We start from the raw sequence: 16,968 nt of genomic DNA, 5'->3' as shown, positions 1-16,968 counted from the left end.
GGAGATTCATTCCCGTTCGGTCCGAAAACCTATGCGCACCCCTTGCTTTTGACAGCCAAGGCAGCTAACGGCCCGCCCATTCCACATGGAAGGCGCACATAAACCGGTGCCGGATCGTCCGCTTGCGGACCTTCGGTTCTTGCTTTCCAGAGGACCAACCGGAAGGAGAAAGACTATGGCGGCACCTGTCGTCACGATGCAGAATCTTATCGAGGCTGGCGCCCACTTCGGCCACCAGACCCACCGTTGGAACCCGCGCATGAAGCCGTATATCTTCGGCGCGCGCAACGGCATCCACATTCTCGACCTGTCGCAGACCGTGCCGCTTTTCGCGCGCGCGCTCGATTTCATCGCCTCCTCGTCGGCCGCCGGTGGCAAGGTGTTGTTCGTCGGCACCAAGCGCCAGGCGCAGGGTCCGATCGCCGACGCAGCCCGCGCTTCGGGTCAGCACTTCGTCAACCACCGCTGGCTGGGCGGCATGCTCACCAACTGGAAGACGATCTCGGGTTCGATCAAGCGTCTCAAGATGCTCGAAGAGCAGCTCTCGGGCGACACCTCGGGTCTCACCAAGAAGGAGGTGCTCAACAAGACGCGCGAACGCGACAAGCTCGAAATGAGCCTGGGCGGTATCCGCGACATGGGCGGTATTCCCGACGTGATGTTCGTGATCGACGCCAACAAGGAAGAGCTGGCGATCAAGGAAGCCAACGTCCTTGGTATCCCCGTCGTCGCGATCCTCGACTCGAACGTCTCGCCCGACGGCATTGCGTTCCCGGTTCCGGCGAACGATGACGCAGCGCGCGCCATTCGTCTTTACTGCGATGCGGTTGCCCAGGCAGCGACCCGTGGCGGCCAGCAGGCCCGCGCGAACCGCGGCGAAGATCTCGGCGCCGCTGTCGAACCCGTCGCCGAAGCGGCACTGACCGAAGAAGCAGCCGCTCCGGTTGCTGAAGAAGCCCCCGCCGTCGAAGCCGCGCCGGTGACCGAGGACGAACAGATCCCGGCGGAAGCTGCTGCCGAAACCGAACGTCAGAGCGACGCATAATCGCTCGGGCATGACGGGACGGCGCCGCACAAGGCTGGTGCCGTCCCTGTCATCCCTTTGACTTATCGCCCCGCCATGCGCGCGGGCGTCCCGCGGGCCAGATGCGCTCGCCCCTTTTGAAAGGAACATTCCATGGCTGAAATTACGGCCGCTCTCGTCAAGGAACTGCGCGACCGCACCGGCGCAGGCATGATGGACTGCAAAAAGGCGCTCGCCGAAAACAACGGCGACATCGAAGCGTCGATCGACTGGCTGCGCACCAAGGGCCTTGCCGCCGCCGCCAAGAAGGCCGGCCGCGTCGCCGCCGAAGGCCTTGTCGGCGTCGCCACCGACGGCACGCGCGGCGCGATGGTTGAAGTGAACAGCGAAACCGACTTCGTCGGCAAGAATGAGCAGTTCCAGGAATTCGTCCGCGACGTGACGCAGGTCGCGCTCGCCGGCAGCATCTCGGACATTGAAGCGCTCGGCGCGGCTGCCTATCCGGGCGGCGGCACCGTTGCCGAAAAGCTGACCAGCAACATCGCGACGATCGGTGAAAACCAGTCGCTGCGCCGCAGCGTTATCGTTTCGGTGAACTCGGGTGTCGTCACGGGCTATGTCCACAACGCCGCCGCGCCCGGAATGGGCAAGATCGGCGTGCTCGTCGCGCTCGAATCGACCGCCGGTGCCGACGTTCTCGAACCGCTCGGCAAGCAGCTGGCGATGCACGTCGCCGCCGCGAACCCGCTCGCGCTGAACGGCGACGATCTCGACGCCGACCTCGTCGCCCGCGAACGCGCGATCGCCGAAGAAAAGGCCGCCCAGTCGGGCAAGCCCGCCGACATCGTTTCGAAGATGGTCGATGGTTCGATCGCGAAGTTCCGCAAGGAAAACGCCCTGCTGTCGCAGCTCTTCGTGATGGACGGCAAGACCCCGGTCGCCGAAGTCGTCGCCGCAGCCGGCAAGGATGTCGGCGCAGCGATCACGCTCAAGGGCTTCGTGCGCTTCCAGCTCGGTGAAGGCATCGAAAAGGAAGAAAGCGATTTCGCGGCGGAAGTCGCGGCGGTCGCTGGCGTCTGATAAGAACTGGGCTGTCGCGTCGCGATTGAGCTGACATCCCATTTTTCGTCATGCCGGACTTGATCCGGCATCCACTCCGGCCTTCGAGGGCAGATGGACCCCGGATCAAGTCCGGGGTGACGAAGGTGAGGATATGCAATCGCGGGCGCCGCAGTCCGCTTGGCAATGGCGCGTGCCCGCTCTAGGGTGCGCGCCATTCGCTTATTCATCGATTACATGAGGTTCCCCCGATCATGGCTCTGCCCGGCATGAAACGTATCTTGCTGAAACTGTCGGGAGAGGCGCTGATGGGCTCCAGTCCCTTTGGCATCGACCCCGAAACCGTCGCCAGCATGGCGGCCGAGGTCAAGGAAGCCAAGGAGCGCGGGCTCGAAATCTGCCTCGTCATCGGCGGCGGCAACATCTTTCGCGGCATGGCGGGCGCCGCGAAGGGCATGGACCGCGCGCAGGCCGACTATATGGGCATGCTTGCCACCGTGATGAACGCACTCGCCATGCAGAATGCGCTCGAGCAATTGGGCGTCGAAACGCGCGTCCAGTCGGCGATCGAAATGGACAAGGTGTGCGAGCCGGTGATCCGCCGCCGCGCCGAACGCCATATGGAAAAGGGCCGCGTCGTGATTTTCGCCGCGGGCGTCGGCGCTCCCTATTTCACGACTGACAGCGGCGCCGCGCTCCGCGCCGCCGAGATGAAGTGCGACGCGCTGCTGAAAGGCACCAGCGTCGACGGCGTCTATAACGCCGATCCCAAGAAGGACCTAAACGCGGTCCGCTACGATAGGCTGAGCTATGACCGCGTGCTCGCCGACAATCTGAAGGTGATGGACGCGAGCGCGGTGGCGCTGTGCCGCGACAACCATATTCCGATCGTCGTGTTCAACATCCGCGAACCCGGCAATCTGGCGCGCGTGCTGGCGGGCGAGGGCGTTTCGACCGTCGTTTCCGACGCCGCGGCCTGACCAAATCAAGAGAGGAAAAGACGATGGCGAAATATGACAAGGCCGACCTCGAACGCCGCATGCACGGCGCGGTCGAAGCATTGAAGAGCGACCTTTCGGGCCTGCGGACCGGCCGCGCGCACACGGCGCTGCTCGATCCGGTGACGGTCGAGGTTTATGGCAGCCAGATGCCGCTGAACCAGGTCGCCTCGGTCAGCGCGCCCGAACCGCGCATGCTGTCGGTGCAGGTATGGGACAAGTCGAATGTCGGCCCGGTCGACAAGGCGATCCGCTCGGCGGGCCTCGGCCTCAATCCGATCGTCGACGGCCAGATGCTGCGCTTGCCGATCCCCGAAATGACGCAGGAGCGCCGCAAGGAGCTGTCGAAGCTTGCCGGCAAATATGCCGAGGCAGCCCGCATCGCGGTCCGCAACGTCCGCCGCGACGGCATGGACAATCTGAAGGCCGACGAGAATAAGAAGGAAATCAGCGAGGACGAGCGCAAGCGCCACGAAACCGAGGTGCAAAAGCTGACCGACGCGACGATCGCCGAACTCGACGCCGCCGCGGCCGCCAAGGAAAAGGAAATCCTGGGCTAGTGCTTTTCTGCACGCGCTCTCTTTCCGTTCGTGTCGAGCGAAGTCGAGGCACCTATCGACCTTGCACTACCGCGATGGGCATCTCGACTTCGCTCGATGCGAACGGGGTTTAAGGCTTTCGCATGACGATAGCTAACCACGGCGCGCGCCATGTCGCCATCATCATGGACGGCAATGGCCGCTGGGCCAAAAAACGCCTGCTGCCGCGCGTCGCCGGCCACAAGGCCGGAGTCGAGGCCGTGCGGACGATCGTGCGCGCGGCGGGCGATCTCGGCATCGAGGCGATGACGCTCTACGCCTTTTCGTCCGAGAACTGGAAGCGGCCCGAGGAAGAGGTCAGCGACCTGATGGGGCTGATGAAACGCTTCATCCTGTCCGACCTCGACGAGTTCGCCGCGAACGATGTGAAGCTGAAGGTCATCGGCAACTGGCGCGCGCTGGCGCCCGACGTCGTCAAGCTCATCGACAATGCGCTCGAACGCACGTCGGGCAACAAGCGCACGACGCTTGCGGTCGCGCTCAACTATGGCGCGCAGGACGAGCTGGTCCGCGCCGCCACCGCCGCCGCTGCCGCGGGCCCGATTACCGAGGAAACGATCGCCGCGCATCTCGACACCGCCGACATGCCGCCGCTCGACCTGCTCATCCGCACCTCGGGCGAGGTGCGGCTGTCGAATTTCCTGCTGTGGCAGTCGGCCTATGCCGAACTCTATTTCACCGATACGCTGTGGCCCGATTTCAAGCCGGCCGACCTCAAGGCGGCGCTCGACCAATTTGCACGGCGCGACCGCCGTTACGGGGGACTTTAGGGAATGGCGACAGCGGGTAAATCGGATTTCTGGGCGCGGATCGCCTCGGCGATCGTCCTGTTTGCGATCGCGGGCACCGCGCTATGGTTTGGCGGCATCGCCTTTGGCCTGCTGCTTCTCGTCGGCGGGGCTCTGGTCCTCGTCGAATGGTTCCAGCTCGTAAAGCAAATGCCGCTCGGCACCGGCGCCCGGACCGGCCTTCATATCCTCGGCCCGCTCCTCGTTCTCGGCGCGATGGCGGGACTGTGGTTCATTCGCGATGCGCTCGGCGTCACCGCGGCGCTGTGGGTTTTCGGCATGGTCTGGGCGACCGATATCGGCGCCTATTTCGCTGGTCGTGCCTTTGGCGGCGCGCGCCTTGCGCCCAAGATCAGCCCCTCTAAAACTTGGTCGGGCCTGATCGGCGGCATGATCGCCGCGCTGATCGCCAGCGCCACGATCGGCGACCGCGCGGGCATTGTCGGCGTGCCGCTGTGGATCGGCCTGTTCATGGGGCTGCTCGCGCAGCTCGGCGACCTCGCGCAAAGCTGGATGAAACGCCGCGCGGGGGTCAAGGATTCGGGCAAGCTCATCCCCGGCCACGGCGGGCTGTTCGACCGCGTCGACGGCGTGCTGCCGGTCGCGCTGCTGCTCGGCGCGCTGGCGTTTGTCGGCCAGATCGCCGTGCGGGCGGCGGGCTGAGATGACGCAGCGCCGCCTCTCGCTGTTCGGTGCGACGGGATCGGTCGGGCAATCGACCCTCGATCTCGTGCGCCGCGATGGCGAGACGTGGCAGGTCGGCGTGCTGTCCGCGCACAGCGACGTTGCGGAGCTGGCGAAGCTCGCGAAGGAATTCCGTCCCGACGTCGCGGTGATCGCCGACGAAGCGCGCCACACCGAGTTGAAGGACGCGCTGGCGGGCACCGGGATCGAAACCGCCGCGGGCGCCGATGCGCTCGTGGAAGCCGCACAGCGACCCACCGACCTCGTTATGGCCGCGATCGTCGGCACTGCGGGGCTTGCGCCGACGATGGCGGCGCTGGCCGCCGGCTATGACGTCGCGCTCGCGAACAAGGAAGCGCTGGTTTCCGCGGGCGCGCTGATGATGGCGGTCGCGCGCACGTCCGGTTCGACGATCCTGCCCGTCGACAGCGAGCATAATGCGATCTTCCAGTGCCTCGCGGGCGGACGCATCGATCAGGTGCGGCGGATCATCCTGACCGCAAGCGGCGGCCCGTTCCGCACGATGAGCTCCGCCGACATGGCCATCGTCACCCCGGCACAGGCCGTCGCCCACCCCAATTGGTCGATGGGCGCCAAGATCAGCGTAGATTCGGCGACGATGATGAACAAGGGCCTCGAACTGATCGAGGCGCATCATTTGTTCCCGGTCGGGCTCGACCGCATCGAAATCCTCGTCCACCCGCAATCGGTGATCCACAGCCTCGTCGAATATATCGACTGCTCGACGCTCGCGCAGCTCGGCTCGCCCGACATGCGCATCCCGATCAGCAGCGCGCTCGCCTGGCCGCAGCGGATGGCGACGCCGTGCGCCCCGCTCGACCTCGCCAGCATCGCGCGGCTCGATTTCGAGGCGCCCGACGAGGTGCGTTTCCCCGCGACCGCGCTCTGCCGCGCCGCGATTGCCGAGGGCGGCGCTCGCCCGGCACAGCTCAACGCCGCGAACGAGGTCGCGGTCGCCGCGTTTCTCGCGGGCCGCATTTCCTTCCCCGCGATCGTCGATACGGTGCGCCGCGTGATCGACGCCGCGGCGCCCGCGACTCCGTCATCGCTTCAGGACATATTCAGCGTCGATGCCGCATCCCGCGCGGCTGCCCAGCAATTTGTGGACCAATATGAACATGCCTGACGTACCCATCTGGCTTTATTTCGTCGCATTCCTCGCCGTGCTGGGGCCGCTCGTGTTCGTGCACGAATATGGCCATTATATCGTCGGTCGCTGGTGCGGGGTGAAGGCGGAAACTTTCTCGATCGGCTTCGGACGCAAGGTCCTTGGCTGGACCGACAAGCGCGGTACCGAATGGAAGATCGGCTGGCTGCCGCTTGGGGGCTATGTCCAGTTCGCGGGCGATCGTGACGCGGTCAGCCAGCCTGACGCTGACTGGCAGCAACTGCCGGCGGAGCAAAAGTCGCACACGTTTCCCGCTCAGCCGGTATGGAAACGCGCGCTGATCGTGCTCGCAGGACCGGTGACCAACTTTCTGTTTGCGATTGCGATTTTCGCAATGTTTTTCATGATCTATGGCGCACCGCAGACGCCGCCAGTGGTCAGTGCGGTCGCGCCAGCGAGCGCTGCTGCCGAAGCCGATTTGCGCGCGGGCGATCGCATCGCTGCCATCAACGGCCGGACGATGGAAACTTTCGAGGATATCCGTCTCGCGGTCAGCTACGAGCTTGGTAAACCGGCCATGCTGGATGTTGAACGCGGCGCGGAACGTTTTGAAGTAACATTACGCCCGCGGATCATTTCGGAAAAGGATCCGTTCGGCAACAAGGCGGAACGGGCGATCATCGGCATCATGCCCGGCGCGCCGGTGTACACGGAGGTCGGTCTCTTGACGGCGGTGCGTGCGGGCGCAATGCAGACTTGGGCATTGGTTCGGTTGACTGGCAATATCCTTGGCCAGTTCATTACCGGCCAGCGTTCGGTCAAGGAAATGGGCGGGCCAATCCGGATCGCAAAACAATCCGGCGAAATGGCGAGCCTGGGGATCGTGGCCCTCATCTCCTTCATCGCCTTCATCTCCATCAATCTGGGGTTCATCAACCTCTTGCCATTGCCCATGCTCGATGGTGGTCACTTGCTCTTCTACGCCTATGAAGCGGTTCGGCGGCGCCCCGCGCCGCCGCAAGTGCAGGAATGGGCGTTTCGATTCGGCTTTGCGGCGGTGGTCACGTTGATGCTGGTCGTAACTTTCAACGATTTGGGCTCATTGGGCCTGTGGGACGGGATCGCGCGCTTGATTGGCTAGCGAGTCTGGGGCAGGGAGTGCGCGCGAACCCGCGGTCAGGCGGGTTTGTCGCTTTTAGTTATTTTTTCGGGATGAACAGCGTGGCTTCACACAAATTCTTGGGCCGGACGCAGCTGTCGGTGGTTCTTTTGGCCGGCACGATGCTTGCGACGCCTGTGGCGGCGCAGCAGGCTTCACCGCCGCCAGTCCCCGCTCCGACCGTTCCGGCTCCGGCTCCCGAAGCGGCTCCGACCGCGACGACGGTCCAGTCGATCACCGTTGTCGGCAACCAACGGCTCGAGGCGCAGACGATCCTGTCGTATCTGCGCCTGCGCGTCGGTCAGCAATATGACCGCGCGGTGCTCGATCAGGCGCTGAAAGACCTCGCCGCGACCGAACTCTTCAAGGATTTCCAGATCACCGACAATGCCGGTGCGCTGACGATCCAGGTCGCTGAAAATCCGGTGATCAACCGCGTGATCCTCGAGGGCAACAAGCGCCTGAAGGAAGACAAGATCCGGCCCGAGATCAAGCTCGCGCCGCGCCAGATATTCACCCGCTCGAAAGTCCGCGCTGACGTTGCGCGCATCATCGAACTCTACAAGCGTCAGGGCCGCTTCGCCGCGACGGTCGAGCCCAAGATGGTGTCGCTCGACCAGAACCGCGTCGACGTCGTGTTCGAAATCAACGAAGGGCCGAAGTCGAAGGTCCGCCAGATCAACATCATCGGCAACGAAAAGTTCAGCGACGGCGATCTCAAGGACGAGATGGCGACGAAGCAGGCGAGCCTGATGACGATCCTGTCGTCGAACACCAGCTACGACCCCGACCGCCTCGCTTATGACCAGCAAAAGCTGCGCCTCTTCTACCTGACCAACGGTTATGCCGATTTCCGCGTGATTTCGGCGGTGGCGGAGCTGACGAGCAACAAGCAGGACTTCATCATCACCTATGTGGTCGAGGAAGGCGAACGCTACAAGTTCGGCGACGTAGACGTGAAGAGCGAAATTCGCGACTTCCAGCCCGAAATGCTGAAAAAGCTGCTGCCGATGAAGACCGGCGACTGGTATGACGCCAAGCAGGTCGAGGACACGGTCGAGAGCCTGAGCGAAACCGCGGGCCTGTTCGGCTACGCCTTTGCCGACATCAACCCCGAATTTCGCCGCGACCCCGAAACGCGGACGATGGCGATCACCTTCAATGTCGCCGAAAGCCCGCGTACCTACGTCGAGCGCATCGACGTCAACGGCAACACGCTGACCCACGACAAGGTCGTGCGCCGCGAGTTCCGCCTGAACGAAGGCGACGCCTTCAACAGCTTCGGCGTCAAGCGTACCGAGAACCGTATCAACAGCCTTGGCTATTTCCAGGAAAATCTGGAAATCGAACGCAAGGAAGGCAGCGCCCCCGATCGCATCATCCTCGAAACCAATGTCGAGGAAAAGCCGACCGGCGAACTTTCGCTGTCAGCCGGTTTCTCGTCGATCGAGAATTTCCTGCTCCAGGCGTCGATCCGCCAGCGCAATTTCCGCGGCCTCGGTCAGCAACTCCAGGCGTCGGTCAACTATTCGAGCTATTCGAAGTCGATCGAACTCGGCTTCACCGAACCCTATCTGTTCGACCGCAACATCTCGGTGGGCGGCAGCATCTATCGCCGCGATTTGAACTCGTTCAACTTCATCAATAACGACCGCCGGACGACGTTCCAGCAGGTCACCACCGGCTTGCAGCTCAACGCCGGCGTGCCGCTGACCGAATTCATGTCATTCTTCGCGCGATACAGCATCAACTTCGACGATGTGACGCTTGATAGGGGAATCTATTATTTCGGCGACGAATGCGACCCGCTCGTCGCCGGCCGTTATCTTTGCGACGCGCTTGGCAACCGCACCACGTCGCTGCTCGGCTACACGCTCGCCTATGACGATCGCGACAACCGCCTGCGCCCGACGCGCGGCCAGTCGCTGTCATTGAGCCAGGATTTCGCGGGCCTTGGCGGCAGCGTCAAATATGTCCGCACGCGCCTCAACGGATCGAAGCACTTCAACCTCGGCAGCCGTTTCATCCTCAACCTCTCGGCCGAGGGCGGCTACATCTATCCGTTCGGCGGCCGTCCGACGCCGACCAGCGACAAGGTTCGCCTGACCGACCGCTTCTTCCTCGGCGAGCCGCAGATGCGCGGCTTCGACATTCGCGGCGTCGGCCCCCGTGTCATTCGTTATGGCGTCGATAACAGCGACCCCGCCAATCCGATTGTCGTCACCGACGGCGACAGCGATCGCGGCCAGATCGACGACGCGCTCGGCGGCCGCGCTTATTATCAGGGCCGGATCGAGCTCGATATTCCGCTCGGCACCGGTGCGAAGGAAATGGGGCTTCGTCCGTCGATCTTCGTCGACGTGGGATCGGTGTTCAGCGTCCGCCGGCCGCAGCTGACGACGCTTGCCAATTTCCGGGAAACCGATCCCAATGCGCCCGGTTTCGGCCTCACCAAGTCGCTTTGCCGTAATGCGAACACGGGCGTCACCCAGTTCGCAACGGAAACCTTTACGACGCCGGAGGGCGGCGTTCCGAGCGGCACGGGCCAATACACGACCTGCCCGACCGATTTCTCGCGCCTCGATCCGTTCGAGGAACGCTTCTTTGGTGACACCTGGATGCCGCGCGTGTCGATCGGCGCCGGGGTGAACTGGAACTCTCCTTTCGGTCCCTTCCGGATCGATTTCGCTTACGCCCTTCGCAAAGAAGAGGGCGATGATACCAAACGCTTCTCATTCAATGTAGGAACCCAATTCTAATGAAGAAAATCCTTGTCGCCTCGGCGCTGGCGGTTGCCACGCTGTCGGTCTCGCCCATCATGTCGGCTCCGGCCATCGCGCAGGCCAAGGGGGTCGCCGTCGCCGACGTCCGCGTCGCCGCCGCCCGATCGAACGCGTTCCAGACCGCGTCGACCCAGATCGAAACGACCTACAAGGCGCAGATCGACCAGCAGCAGTCGCGCGGCCAGACGTTGCAGGCTGAAATCAACGTCCTGATCGCCAAATATAACGAGGAATCGAAAAAGACCCCGCAGAACCAGGCGGCGCTGCAGGCAGCTGCCAAGGCCGTCCAGGACAAGCGTCAGGCCGCGCAGACCGAACTCGGTCAGATCGGCGCACCCGTCGACCTCGCCATCGCTTATGTCGAGGACCAGATCAGCGTTCGCATGAACGAGGCGATCAAGGCCGCGATGACCGCGAAAAAGGTCGACCTGCTCGTCAACCCCGAAGCCGTGATCGCGCGCGAAAACAATGTCGACATCACTGACGCGGTGGTTGCCGAACTCAACCGCATCCTCCCGACCGTGTCGACCGCAGTTCCCGCGGGCTATCAGGCCGGCCAGCTCGTCCAGCAGCGCAACCAGCAGTTGATGGACCAGGCGCGCGCCGCGCAGGGTACGCGTCCGGCGACCCCGGCACCGACCGGCACCGCACCGACGACCCGCTAAGTCGCATGTCGGACGGGGAAAACGGGACAGGGGCAATGGGGCCGGTGGATATCCGCCGGATCCTGACGCTGCTGCCGCATCGTTATCCGATGCTGCTCGTCGACCGGGTGGTTTCGATGGTGAAGGACACCTCGATCCACGCGGTCAAGGCGGTGACGATGAACGAGCCCTTTTTCCAGGGGCATTTCCCCGGTCGGCCGATCATGCCCGGCGTCCTCATCGTCGAGGCGCTGGCGCAGGCCGGCGGCATATTGGCGGTCGAATCCTTGGGCCTCGGCGGTTCGGGCAAGCTCGTCTATTTCATGGGCATCGACGGGGTGAAATTCCGCAAGCCCGTCGAACCCGGCGTATTGCTCGACCTCCACGTCACCATCCTTCAGGCGAAGCGGAATATCTGCAAGTTCGAAGGCAAGGCGATGCTGGGCGGCCAGCTGGCGACCGAATGCCAGTTCACGGCAATGATTGCGGATCCGCCGAGCGACTGAAGATGCCCCCCGTGCCCCTGCGAAGGCAGGGGCCCAGCTCCTGCCGTAGTGATGCACCGGCGAATGGCGCTGGAGAAACGATAAACTGGGAGATGGACCCCTGCCTTCGCAGGGGCACGATGTTCTCAGTGTAGTCTTGCATTTTCCACCATTGCCCACTAATGGCGCCAACTTCGCGTCCCCGGACGCACAGACTCACGCGGCTGGTCGGAAACCAGCGGCACAGGAGCCCAAGACATGAAGAACGACATTCACCCCGACTATCACATGATCACGGTCAAGATGACCGATGGCACCGAATATCAGACGCGCTCGACCTGGGGCAAAGAGGGCGACACGATGACGCTCGAAATCGACCCCACCGCGCATCCGGCATGGACCGGCGGCAGCGGCCGCATGCTCGACGCCGCGGGCCAGGTCGCGAAGTTCAACAAGCGTTTTGGTGGTCTCACCCTCAAGCGCTAATGGCGCGCGTCCTCGCGCAAACGGGGATCAGCCCAAAACCTTTGCAAGCGCGCTTTGCCACCCGGCAAGGCGCGTTTTGCGTTTCTCAGGCTCCAGCGCGGGCGTAAAGCGCGTCGCGGTGCCGCGCATCGAAGCCGCTGCGCTCGCCAGATCGGGGTAGAGCCCGGCGCCGGTCGCGGCGAGCATTGCGGCACCCAGCGCGGTGCTTTCGACAAAATCGGGGCGCTCTACCGTCAGGTTCAGCACATCGGCCAGATCCTGCACCATCCAGTCGTTCGCCGCCATGCCGCCGTCGATGCGCAGCTCTGCCCAATCGACCCCGTCGGCGGCAAAGGCCGATTTCAAATCCTGCGCCTGATAGGCCTGCGCTTCCAATGCCGCGCGCGCGACATGCGCCTTGGTCGTCGCAAAGCTCAGCCCGGATATCGCGGCGAGCGCATCGGGGCGCCAGTGCGGAGCGCCGAGCCCGGTGAGGGCAGGGACCAGATAGACGCCGCCATTGTCGGCCACTGACCGCGCCAGCCCCTCGCTCTCGCCCGCATTGGCGAGCAGGCCGAGCCCGTCGCGCAGCCATTTGATCAGGCTGCCCGCGACGAAGACCGATCCCTCGAGCGCATAGGAACGAACGTCGCCTTCCTGCACGAGCACCGTCGCTAGCAGGCGATGGTTCGATACCGGCCGCACCGTGCCGCTGGCCGACAGGATGAAGGCGCCGGTTCCGAAGGTGGCCTTGGTCTGTCCCGGCGACAGGCACGCCTGGCCGATCGTCGCCGCCTGCTGGTCGCCCGCCATGCCGCAAATCGGGATCGCGCCGCCGAACAGCGCCGGATCGGTCGTGCCAACGCGTGTCGTGCAGCCGGTGATTTCGGGAAGCAAAGGCGTTGGCACGCCGAGCAGGGCGCAGAGGTCGGCGTCCCAGCCGCCAGCGCCGTTGATATCCATCAACTGCGTGCGCGACGCGTTGCTCGCGTCGCTGACATGCACACCGCCGGTCAGGCGAAACACCAGATAGGATTCTACCGTCCCGACCGCGAGCCGGTCGTTGGCTTCGTGCAGTTGTGGCCAGTTCTTGAGCGCCCAGCCGATCTTGCTTCCCGAAAAATAGGGATCGAGCAGCAACCCGCTTTTCGCCTGCACCGCGCGTTCGTGGCCCGCCTCTTTCAGCGCCGCGCAATCGGCGGCCGAGCGCCGGTCCTGCCAAACGATCGCGGGCGCCAGCGGCTCGCCCGTCGTGCGGTCCCAGAATACGACGGTTTCCCGCTGGTTGGTGATCCCGATCGCGGCGACATGGTCGGCGCCGCCCGCCTGCGTGATCATCTCGCGCGTGCAGGCGAGGGTGGCCTCCCAGATTTCGGCGGCGTCATGTTCGACCAGGCCGGGGCCGGGATAATGTTGCCGGATCTCGCGCTGCGCGCTGCCCAGCGGAATACCGTCGGCGCCGAAAAGCATCGTGCGCGTTGACGTCGTACCCTCGTCGATGACGATGATCTTCTCGGCCAACGCGTTTCCCCTCATCCGTTCGTCCCCGGATTTGATCCGGCTTGTCGATGCACCATATTTCCCTCTCGCCTTGATGAAGAAAGAACACTCCTTCGACAAGCTCAAGGCGAATGGAATAGGTAAGCGCGCAATTATCTTGCAAAACTGCGCAACCCATGCCATATGGCCACCCAGCGCAGCATGGCGGGATCACTCGCCGCAACCACCGGCAGCGTGATTTCCCGCCCATTTTCAGGCGCGGGCGAGCCGGACCAGCGCTTTGTCCCCAGAGGCACCCTTTCACGCGGGTCGTTTCGAACCCGCGGCCCGTGCGCCGTCCGTTCGATACGAACGGATGCGCCTGCGCGTCGCCCTATGTGAGTATCTTATGACGACTTTTAACGACTTTGGCCTGCACGCCGACATCAATCGCGCGCTTGCCGCCAAGGATTATACCGTCCCGACCCCGATCCAGGTCCAGGCGATCCCGCCGCTGATGAAGGGCCGCGACCTGTGCGGTATCGCGCAGACCGGCACCGGCAAGACCGCCGGCTTCTCGCTGCCGTCGATCCATCACCTTTTGACCTATCCGCACCGCCCGACCCCGCGCGGCTGCCGAATGCTCGTCCTCGCGCCGACCCGCGAGCTTGCCGCGCAGATCGCGCAAAGCTGCCGCGACTACGGCCGCTTTACCAAGCTCAGCGTCACGACCGTCTTTGGCGGCGTGCCGATCAACAAGCAGATCCGCGACCTGTCGGGCGGCGTCGATATCCTTGTCGCCACGCCGGGCCGTCTGCTCGACCTGATCGACCAGCGCGCGCTGCGCCTCGACGATGTCGAAATCTTCGTCCTCGACGAAGCCGACCAGATGATGGACATGGGCTTCATCCATTCGCTCCGCCGCATCGCCAAGCTGCTGCCGTCGCGTCGCCAGAACCTATTCTTCTCGGCGACGATGCCGAAGGAAATCGCGCACCTCGCCGAACAGTTCCTCGAGGATCCGGTCACCGTGTCGGTGACCCCGGCGGCGACCACGGTTGAAAAGATCAGCCAGTATGCGACCTTCGTCGAACAGAAGGAAAAGCAGGCGCTGCTCCACGCGATCGTCGCCAGCGAGGATATCGATCGCGCGCTGATCTTCACCCGCACCAAGCATGGCGCCGACCGCGTCGTGCGTCACCTCGCGGGCGCGGGCATCAAGGCGATGGCGATCCATGGCAACAAAAGCCAGTCGCAGCGCACCCACGCGCTGCAGGCCTTCCGCTCGGGCGACATCAAGCTGCTCGTCGCGACCGACATTGCCGCGCGCGGCATCGACGTGTCGGGCGTCAGCCATGTGATCAACTTCGAGATCCCGAACGTCCCCGAACAATATGTCCACCGCATCGGCCGCACCGCGCGCGCCGGGGCCGAGGGCAAGGCGATCAGCTTCATCGCCCCCGACGAGCGGCCGTACATGCGCGACATCGAGCGCGTGACGCGGAGCAAGTCCGAGCCGATGCCGCTGCCCGAGAATTTCAACGAGTTGGTGCGCAACCTGCCCAAGCCCGTGGCGCCGCCGCGCGACACCGGCAGCCAGGGCCGCGACCCCAATCGCCAGCGTCAGGACGCGCATCGCCACCGTGGCGGCGGTAACGGCAAGCCGCAAGGCGAGCGTGGCCCCCGCCGTGAGGGGACGGCAGGCGAAGGCGCCGAGGGCCAGCGCAAGCGCCGTTTCCGCCCGCGCAACAAAAGCGTCGGCGCGCACAAGGGCGCGGTGAAGCGCGTCGGTTGACGCGCGGCTGACACCCGCTAGACCCTCTCTGTCCCCTCCTCTTCTTAAGGGGAGGGGCAGCGAGACTTGCGAACTTGTTCGCTAGTCATAGCGGGGTGGGGCCTATCGGCCTTGCGCAAGGGTTCGGGACCCCACCCCAACCCCTCCCCTGAAGGGGAGGGGCTTGAAAATGGGGCAGCGGATGACGAACGAAGCAGCGGTAGCACCCATCGACACCCGGCAGAGCGAACGTAAGGTGATCCTCGCCTCGTCGCTCGGCACGGTCTTCGAATGGTATGATTTCTACCTCTACGGCTTGCTCGCAACGATCATCTCGGCGCAATTCTTTTCGGGCGTCAACGAAACCACCGGCTTTATCTTCGCGCTTGCCGCTTTTGCCGCAGGCTTTGCCGTGCGGCCGTTCGGTGCGCTCTTCTTCGGCCGTATCGGCGACCTTGTTGGTCGCAAGAATACCTTCCTCGTCACCATGGGGCTGATGGGGGCGTCGACGTTCCTCGTCGGCATCCTGCCCAGCTATGCGTCGATCGGCGTCGCGGCGCCGATCCTGCTCGTTGTCCTGCGACTGCTCCAAGGCCTCGCGCTCGGCGGCGAATATGGCGGCGCAGCTACTTATGTGGCCGAACATGCGCCCGACGGCAAACGCGGCCTCTTCACCAGCTTCATTCAGACCACCGCGACGCTCGGCCTGTTCGCGGCGCTCGCGTCGTCATCGTCATTCGTTCGGCGATGGGCGAGGCGGCGTTCGCCGATTGGGGCTGGCGCATTCCCTTCCTGATCTCGGTAATCCTGCTCGGCGTCTCGCTGTGGATCCGCCTGCAGCTTGAGGAAAGCCCGGTCTTCAAGCAGATGAAGGAGGAGGGCACGACCTCGAAGGCACCGCTCACCGAAGCGTTCGGGCGCTGGGAAAACCTCAAATGGGTGATTGTCGCCCTGTTCGGGGCGGTCGCGGGGCAGGCGGTCGTCTGGTATTCGGGCCAATTCTACGCGCTCTTCTTCCTTGAAAAGACGCTGAAAGTCGATGGCGCAACGGCGAATATATTGATCGCCATCGCGCTCGCACTCGGCACGCCCTTCTTCATCCTCTTCGGCTGGCTCAGCGACAAGATCGGGCGCAAGCCGATCATCCTCGCGGGCTGCGCGCTCGCGGCGCTCACCTATTTCCCCGCCTTCCATATGCTGACCACCGCCGCGAACCCCGTCATGGCAAAAGCGCAGGCGAGCGCCGCGGTCACTGTCAACGCCGATCCCGGCGCCTGCGCCTTCCAATTCGACCCGGTGGGCAAGGAAAAGTTCGAAAGCACCGGCTGCGACATCGCCAAATCGGCGCTCGCCAAGGCCGGCGTCAGCTACACCAGCGTCACGCGCCCGCGCCGCACCGGCGAACCCGCCGACGTATGGATCGGCAAACGCGTGCTCGTCGCCCCCGAACCCTGGCGCCTCGCCGAGGAAGATCGCGCTGCCGCCGCCGAAGCATTCCGCAAGGAACTCGCCGCCGCAACCGCCGCTGCGGGCTATCCGGCCAAGGCCGACCTCGATGCGATGAACAAGCCGCTCGTTGTCGCGATCCTCTTCTATCTCGTGCTGCTGGTGACGATGGTTTATGGCCCGATCGCGGCGTTGCTCGTCGAACTCTTCCCCAGCCGCATCCGCTACACCGCCATGTCGCTGCCCTATCATATCGGCAACGGCTGGTTCGGGGGTTTCCTGCCGACGACGGCCTTTGCAATGGTCGCGGCGACGGGCAATATCTATTATGGCCTGTGGTATCCGGTGATCGTCGCGGTGATTACATTGATCGTCGGGCTGCTGTTCCTGCCCGAAACCTTCCGCCGGTCTCTCCACCCTTAGGATAGATTGACCGACCGAACTTGTGCATT

Annotated in this window: 15 protein-coding genes and 1 pseudogene; 15 read left to right on the top strand and 1 reads right to left on the bottom strand. The window is 64.1% G+C overall.

Annotated features, from left to right (window positions below):
• Window positions 1–175: 175 nt before the first annotated feature.
• The 12 genes from rpsB to rpmE all read left to right on the top strand — a co-directional run bounded on the left by rpsB (window position 176) and on the right by rpmE (window position 11,838).
• Window positions 176–1,045: a 30S ribosomal protein S2 gene (rpsB, locus tag SKP52_RS15155; RefSeq protein WP_039576074.1), complete on the top strand. Its 870-nt coding sequence runs from the start codon at window positions 176–178 to the stop codon at window positions 1,043–1,045.
• 132 nt (window positions 1,046–1,177) lie between these two features.
• Window positions 1,178–2,104, top strand: coding sequence for a translation elongation factor Ts (tsf, locus tag SKP52_RS15150; protein WP_039576072.1), 927 nt, complete (start codon window positions 1,178–1,180; stop codon window positions 2,102–2,104).
• A gap of 233 nt (window positions 2,105–2,337) precedes the next feature.
• A complete protein-coding gene (gene pyrH / locus SKP52_RS15145; RefSeq protein ID WP_039576071.1) occupies window positions 2,338–3,063 on the top strand; it encodes a UMP kinase in 726 nt (241 codons plus the stop codon).
• A 23-nt stretch (window positions 3,064–3,086) separates the two neighbouring features.
• A complete protein-coding gene (gene frr, locus SKP52_RS15140) occupies window positions 3,087–3,641 on the top strand; it encodes a ribosome recycling factor (RefSeq protein WP_039576069.1) in 555 nt (184 codons plus the stop codon).
• Window positions 3,642–3,763: 122 nt separating this feature from the next.
• Window positions 3,764–4,450 (top strand): polyprenyl diphosphate synthase, encoded by a 687-nt coding sequence (gene uppS, locus SKP52_RS15135; protein WP_039576067.1) that lies wholly within the window; start codon window positions 3,764–3,766, stop codon window positions 4,448–4,450.
• 3 nt (window positions 4,451–4,453) lie between these two features.
• Window positions 4,454–5,131, top strand: coding sequence for a phosphatidate cytidylyltransferase (locus SKP52_RS15130; RefSeq protein ID WP_039576066.1), 678 nt, complete (start codon window positions 4,454–4,456; stop codon window positions 5,129–5,131).
• 1 nt (window position 5,132) lies between these two features.
• On the top strand, window positions 5,133–6,299 hold the full coding sequence (locus SKP52_RS15125; RefSeq protein WP_039576064.1) for a 1-deoxy-D-xylulose-5-phosphate reductoisomerase: 1,167 nt from the start codon (window positions 5,133–5,135) through the stop codon (window positions 6,297–6,299).
• Window positions 6,292–7,422: an RIP metalloprotease RseP gene (gene rseP, locus SKP52_RS15120; RefSeq protein ID WP_039576060.1), complete on the top strand. Its 1,131-nt coding sequence runs from the start codon at window positions 6,292–6,294 to the stop codon at window positions 7,420–7,422. Before SKP52_RS15125 ends, rseP begins: the two co-directional genes overlap by 8 nt.
• Window positions 7,423–7,493: 71 nt before the next feature.
• Entirely contained in the window at window positions 7,494–10,199 is a 2,706-nt protein-coding gene (bamA, locus tag SKP52_RS15115; protein WP_039576058.1) for an outer membrane protein assembly factor BamA, read from the top strand.
• Window positions 10,199–10,888 carry an OmpH family outer membrane protein gene (locus SKP52_RS15110; protein ID WP_039576057.1) on the top strand — a complete coding sequence of 230 codons (690 nt, stop codon included), beginning with the start codon at window positions 10,199–10,201 and terminating at the stop codon, window positions 10,886–10,888. Before bamA ends, SKP52_RS15110 begins: the two co-directional genes overlap by 1 nt.
• Before the next feature lie 5 nt (window positions 10,889–10,893).
• The gene (gene fabZ, locus SKP52_RS15105) at window positions 10,894–11,373 is read left to right on the top strand and encodes a 3-hydroxyacyl-ACP dehydratase FabZ (protein ID WP_039576055.1); all 480 of its coding nucleotides are present in this window, start codon (window positions 10,894–10,896) and stop codon (window positions 11,371–11,373) included.
• A 237-nt stretch (window positions 11,374–11,610) separates the two neighbouring features.
• Window positions 11,611–11,838 carry a 50S ribosomal protein L31 gene (rpmE, locus tag SKP52_RS15100; protein ID WP_039576053.1) on the top strand — a complete coding sequence of 76 codons (228 nt, stop codon included), beginning with the start codon at window positions 11,611–11,613 and terminating at the stop codon, window positions 11,836–11,838.
• Between the two features lie 27 nt (window positions 11,839–11,865).
• Here rpmE and SKP52_RS15095 read toward each other — a convergent pair whose 3' ends face one another.
• Window positions 11,866–13,338 carry a glycerol kinase gene (locus SKP52_RS15095; RefSeq protein WP_039576050.1) on the bottom strand — a complete coding sequence of 491 codons (1,473 nt, stop codon included), beginning with the start codon at window positions 13,336–13,338 and terminating at the stop codon, window positions 11,866–11,868.
• Between SKP52_RS15095 and SKP52_RS27045 the strand changes: the two genes are divergently transcribed.
• The 3 genes and pseudogenes from SKP52_RS27045 (at window position 13,316) to SKP52_RS15085 (ending at window position 16,939) form a co-directional block, all read left to right on the top strand.
• Window positions 13,316–13,555 (top strand): hypothetical protein, encoded by a 240-nt coding sequence (locus SKP52_RS27045; protein WP_148309152.1) that lies wholly within the window; start codon window positions 13,316–13,318, stop codon window positions 13,553–13,555. The genes SKP52_RS15095 and SKP52_RS27045 overlap by 23 nt on opposite strands.
• A 150-nt stretch (window positions 13,556–13,705) precedes the next feature.
• The gene (locus tag SKP52_RS15090) at window positions 13,706–15,091 is read left to right on the top strand and encodes a DEAD/DEAH box helicase (protein ID WP_039576048.1); all 1,386 of its coding nucleotides are present in this window, start codon (window positions 13,706–13,708) and stop codon (window positions 15,089–15,091) included.
• Window positions 15,092–15,272: 181 nt separating this feature from the next.
• Window positions 15,273–16,939 (top strand): annotated as a pseudogene (locus tag SKP52_RS15085) (MFS transporter).
• The last annotated feature ends 29 nt before the right edge of the window (window positions 16,940–16,968 follow it).

Origin of the sequence: Sphingopyxis fribergensis, from assembly GCF_000803645.1 — a bacterium.
Classification (GTDB): Bacteria; Pseudomonadota; Alphaproteobacteria; order Sphingomonadales; family Sphingomonadaceae; genus Sphingopyxis; species Sphingopyxis fribergensis.
This window is presented reverse-complemented; position numbering and strand designations above follow the sequence as displayed.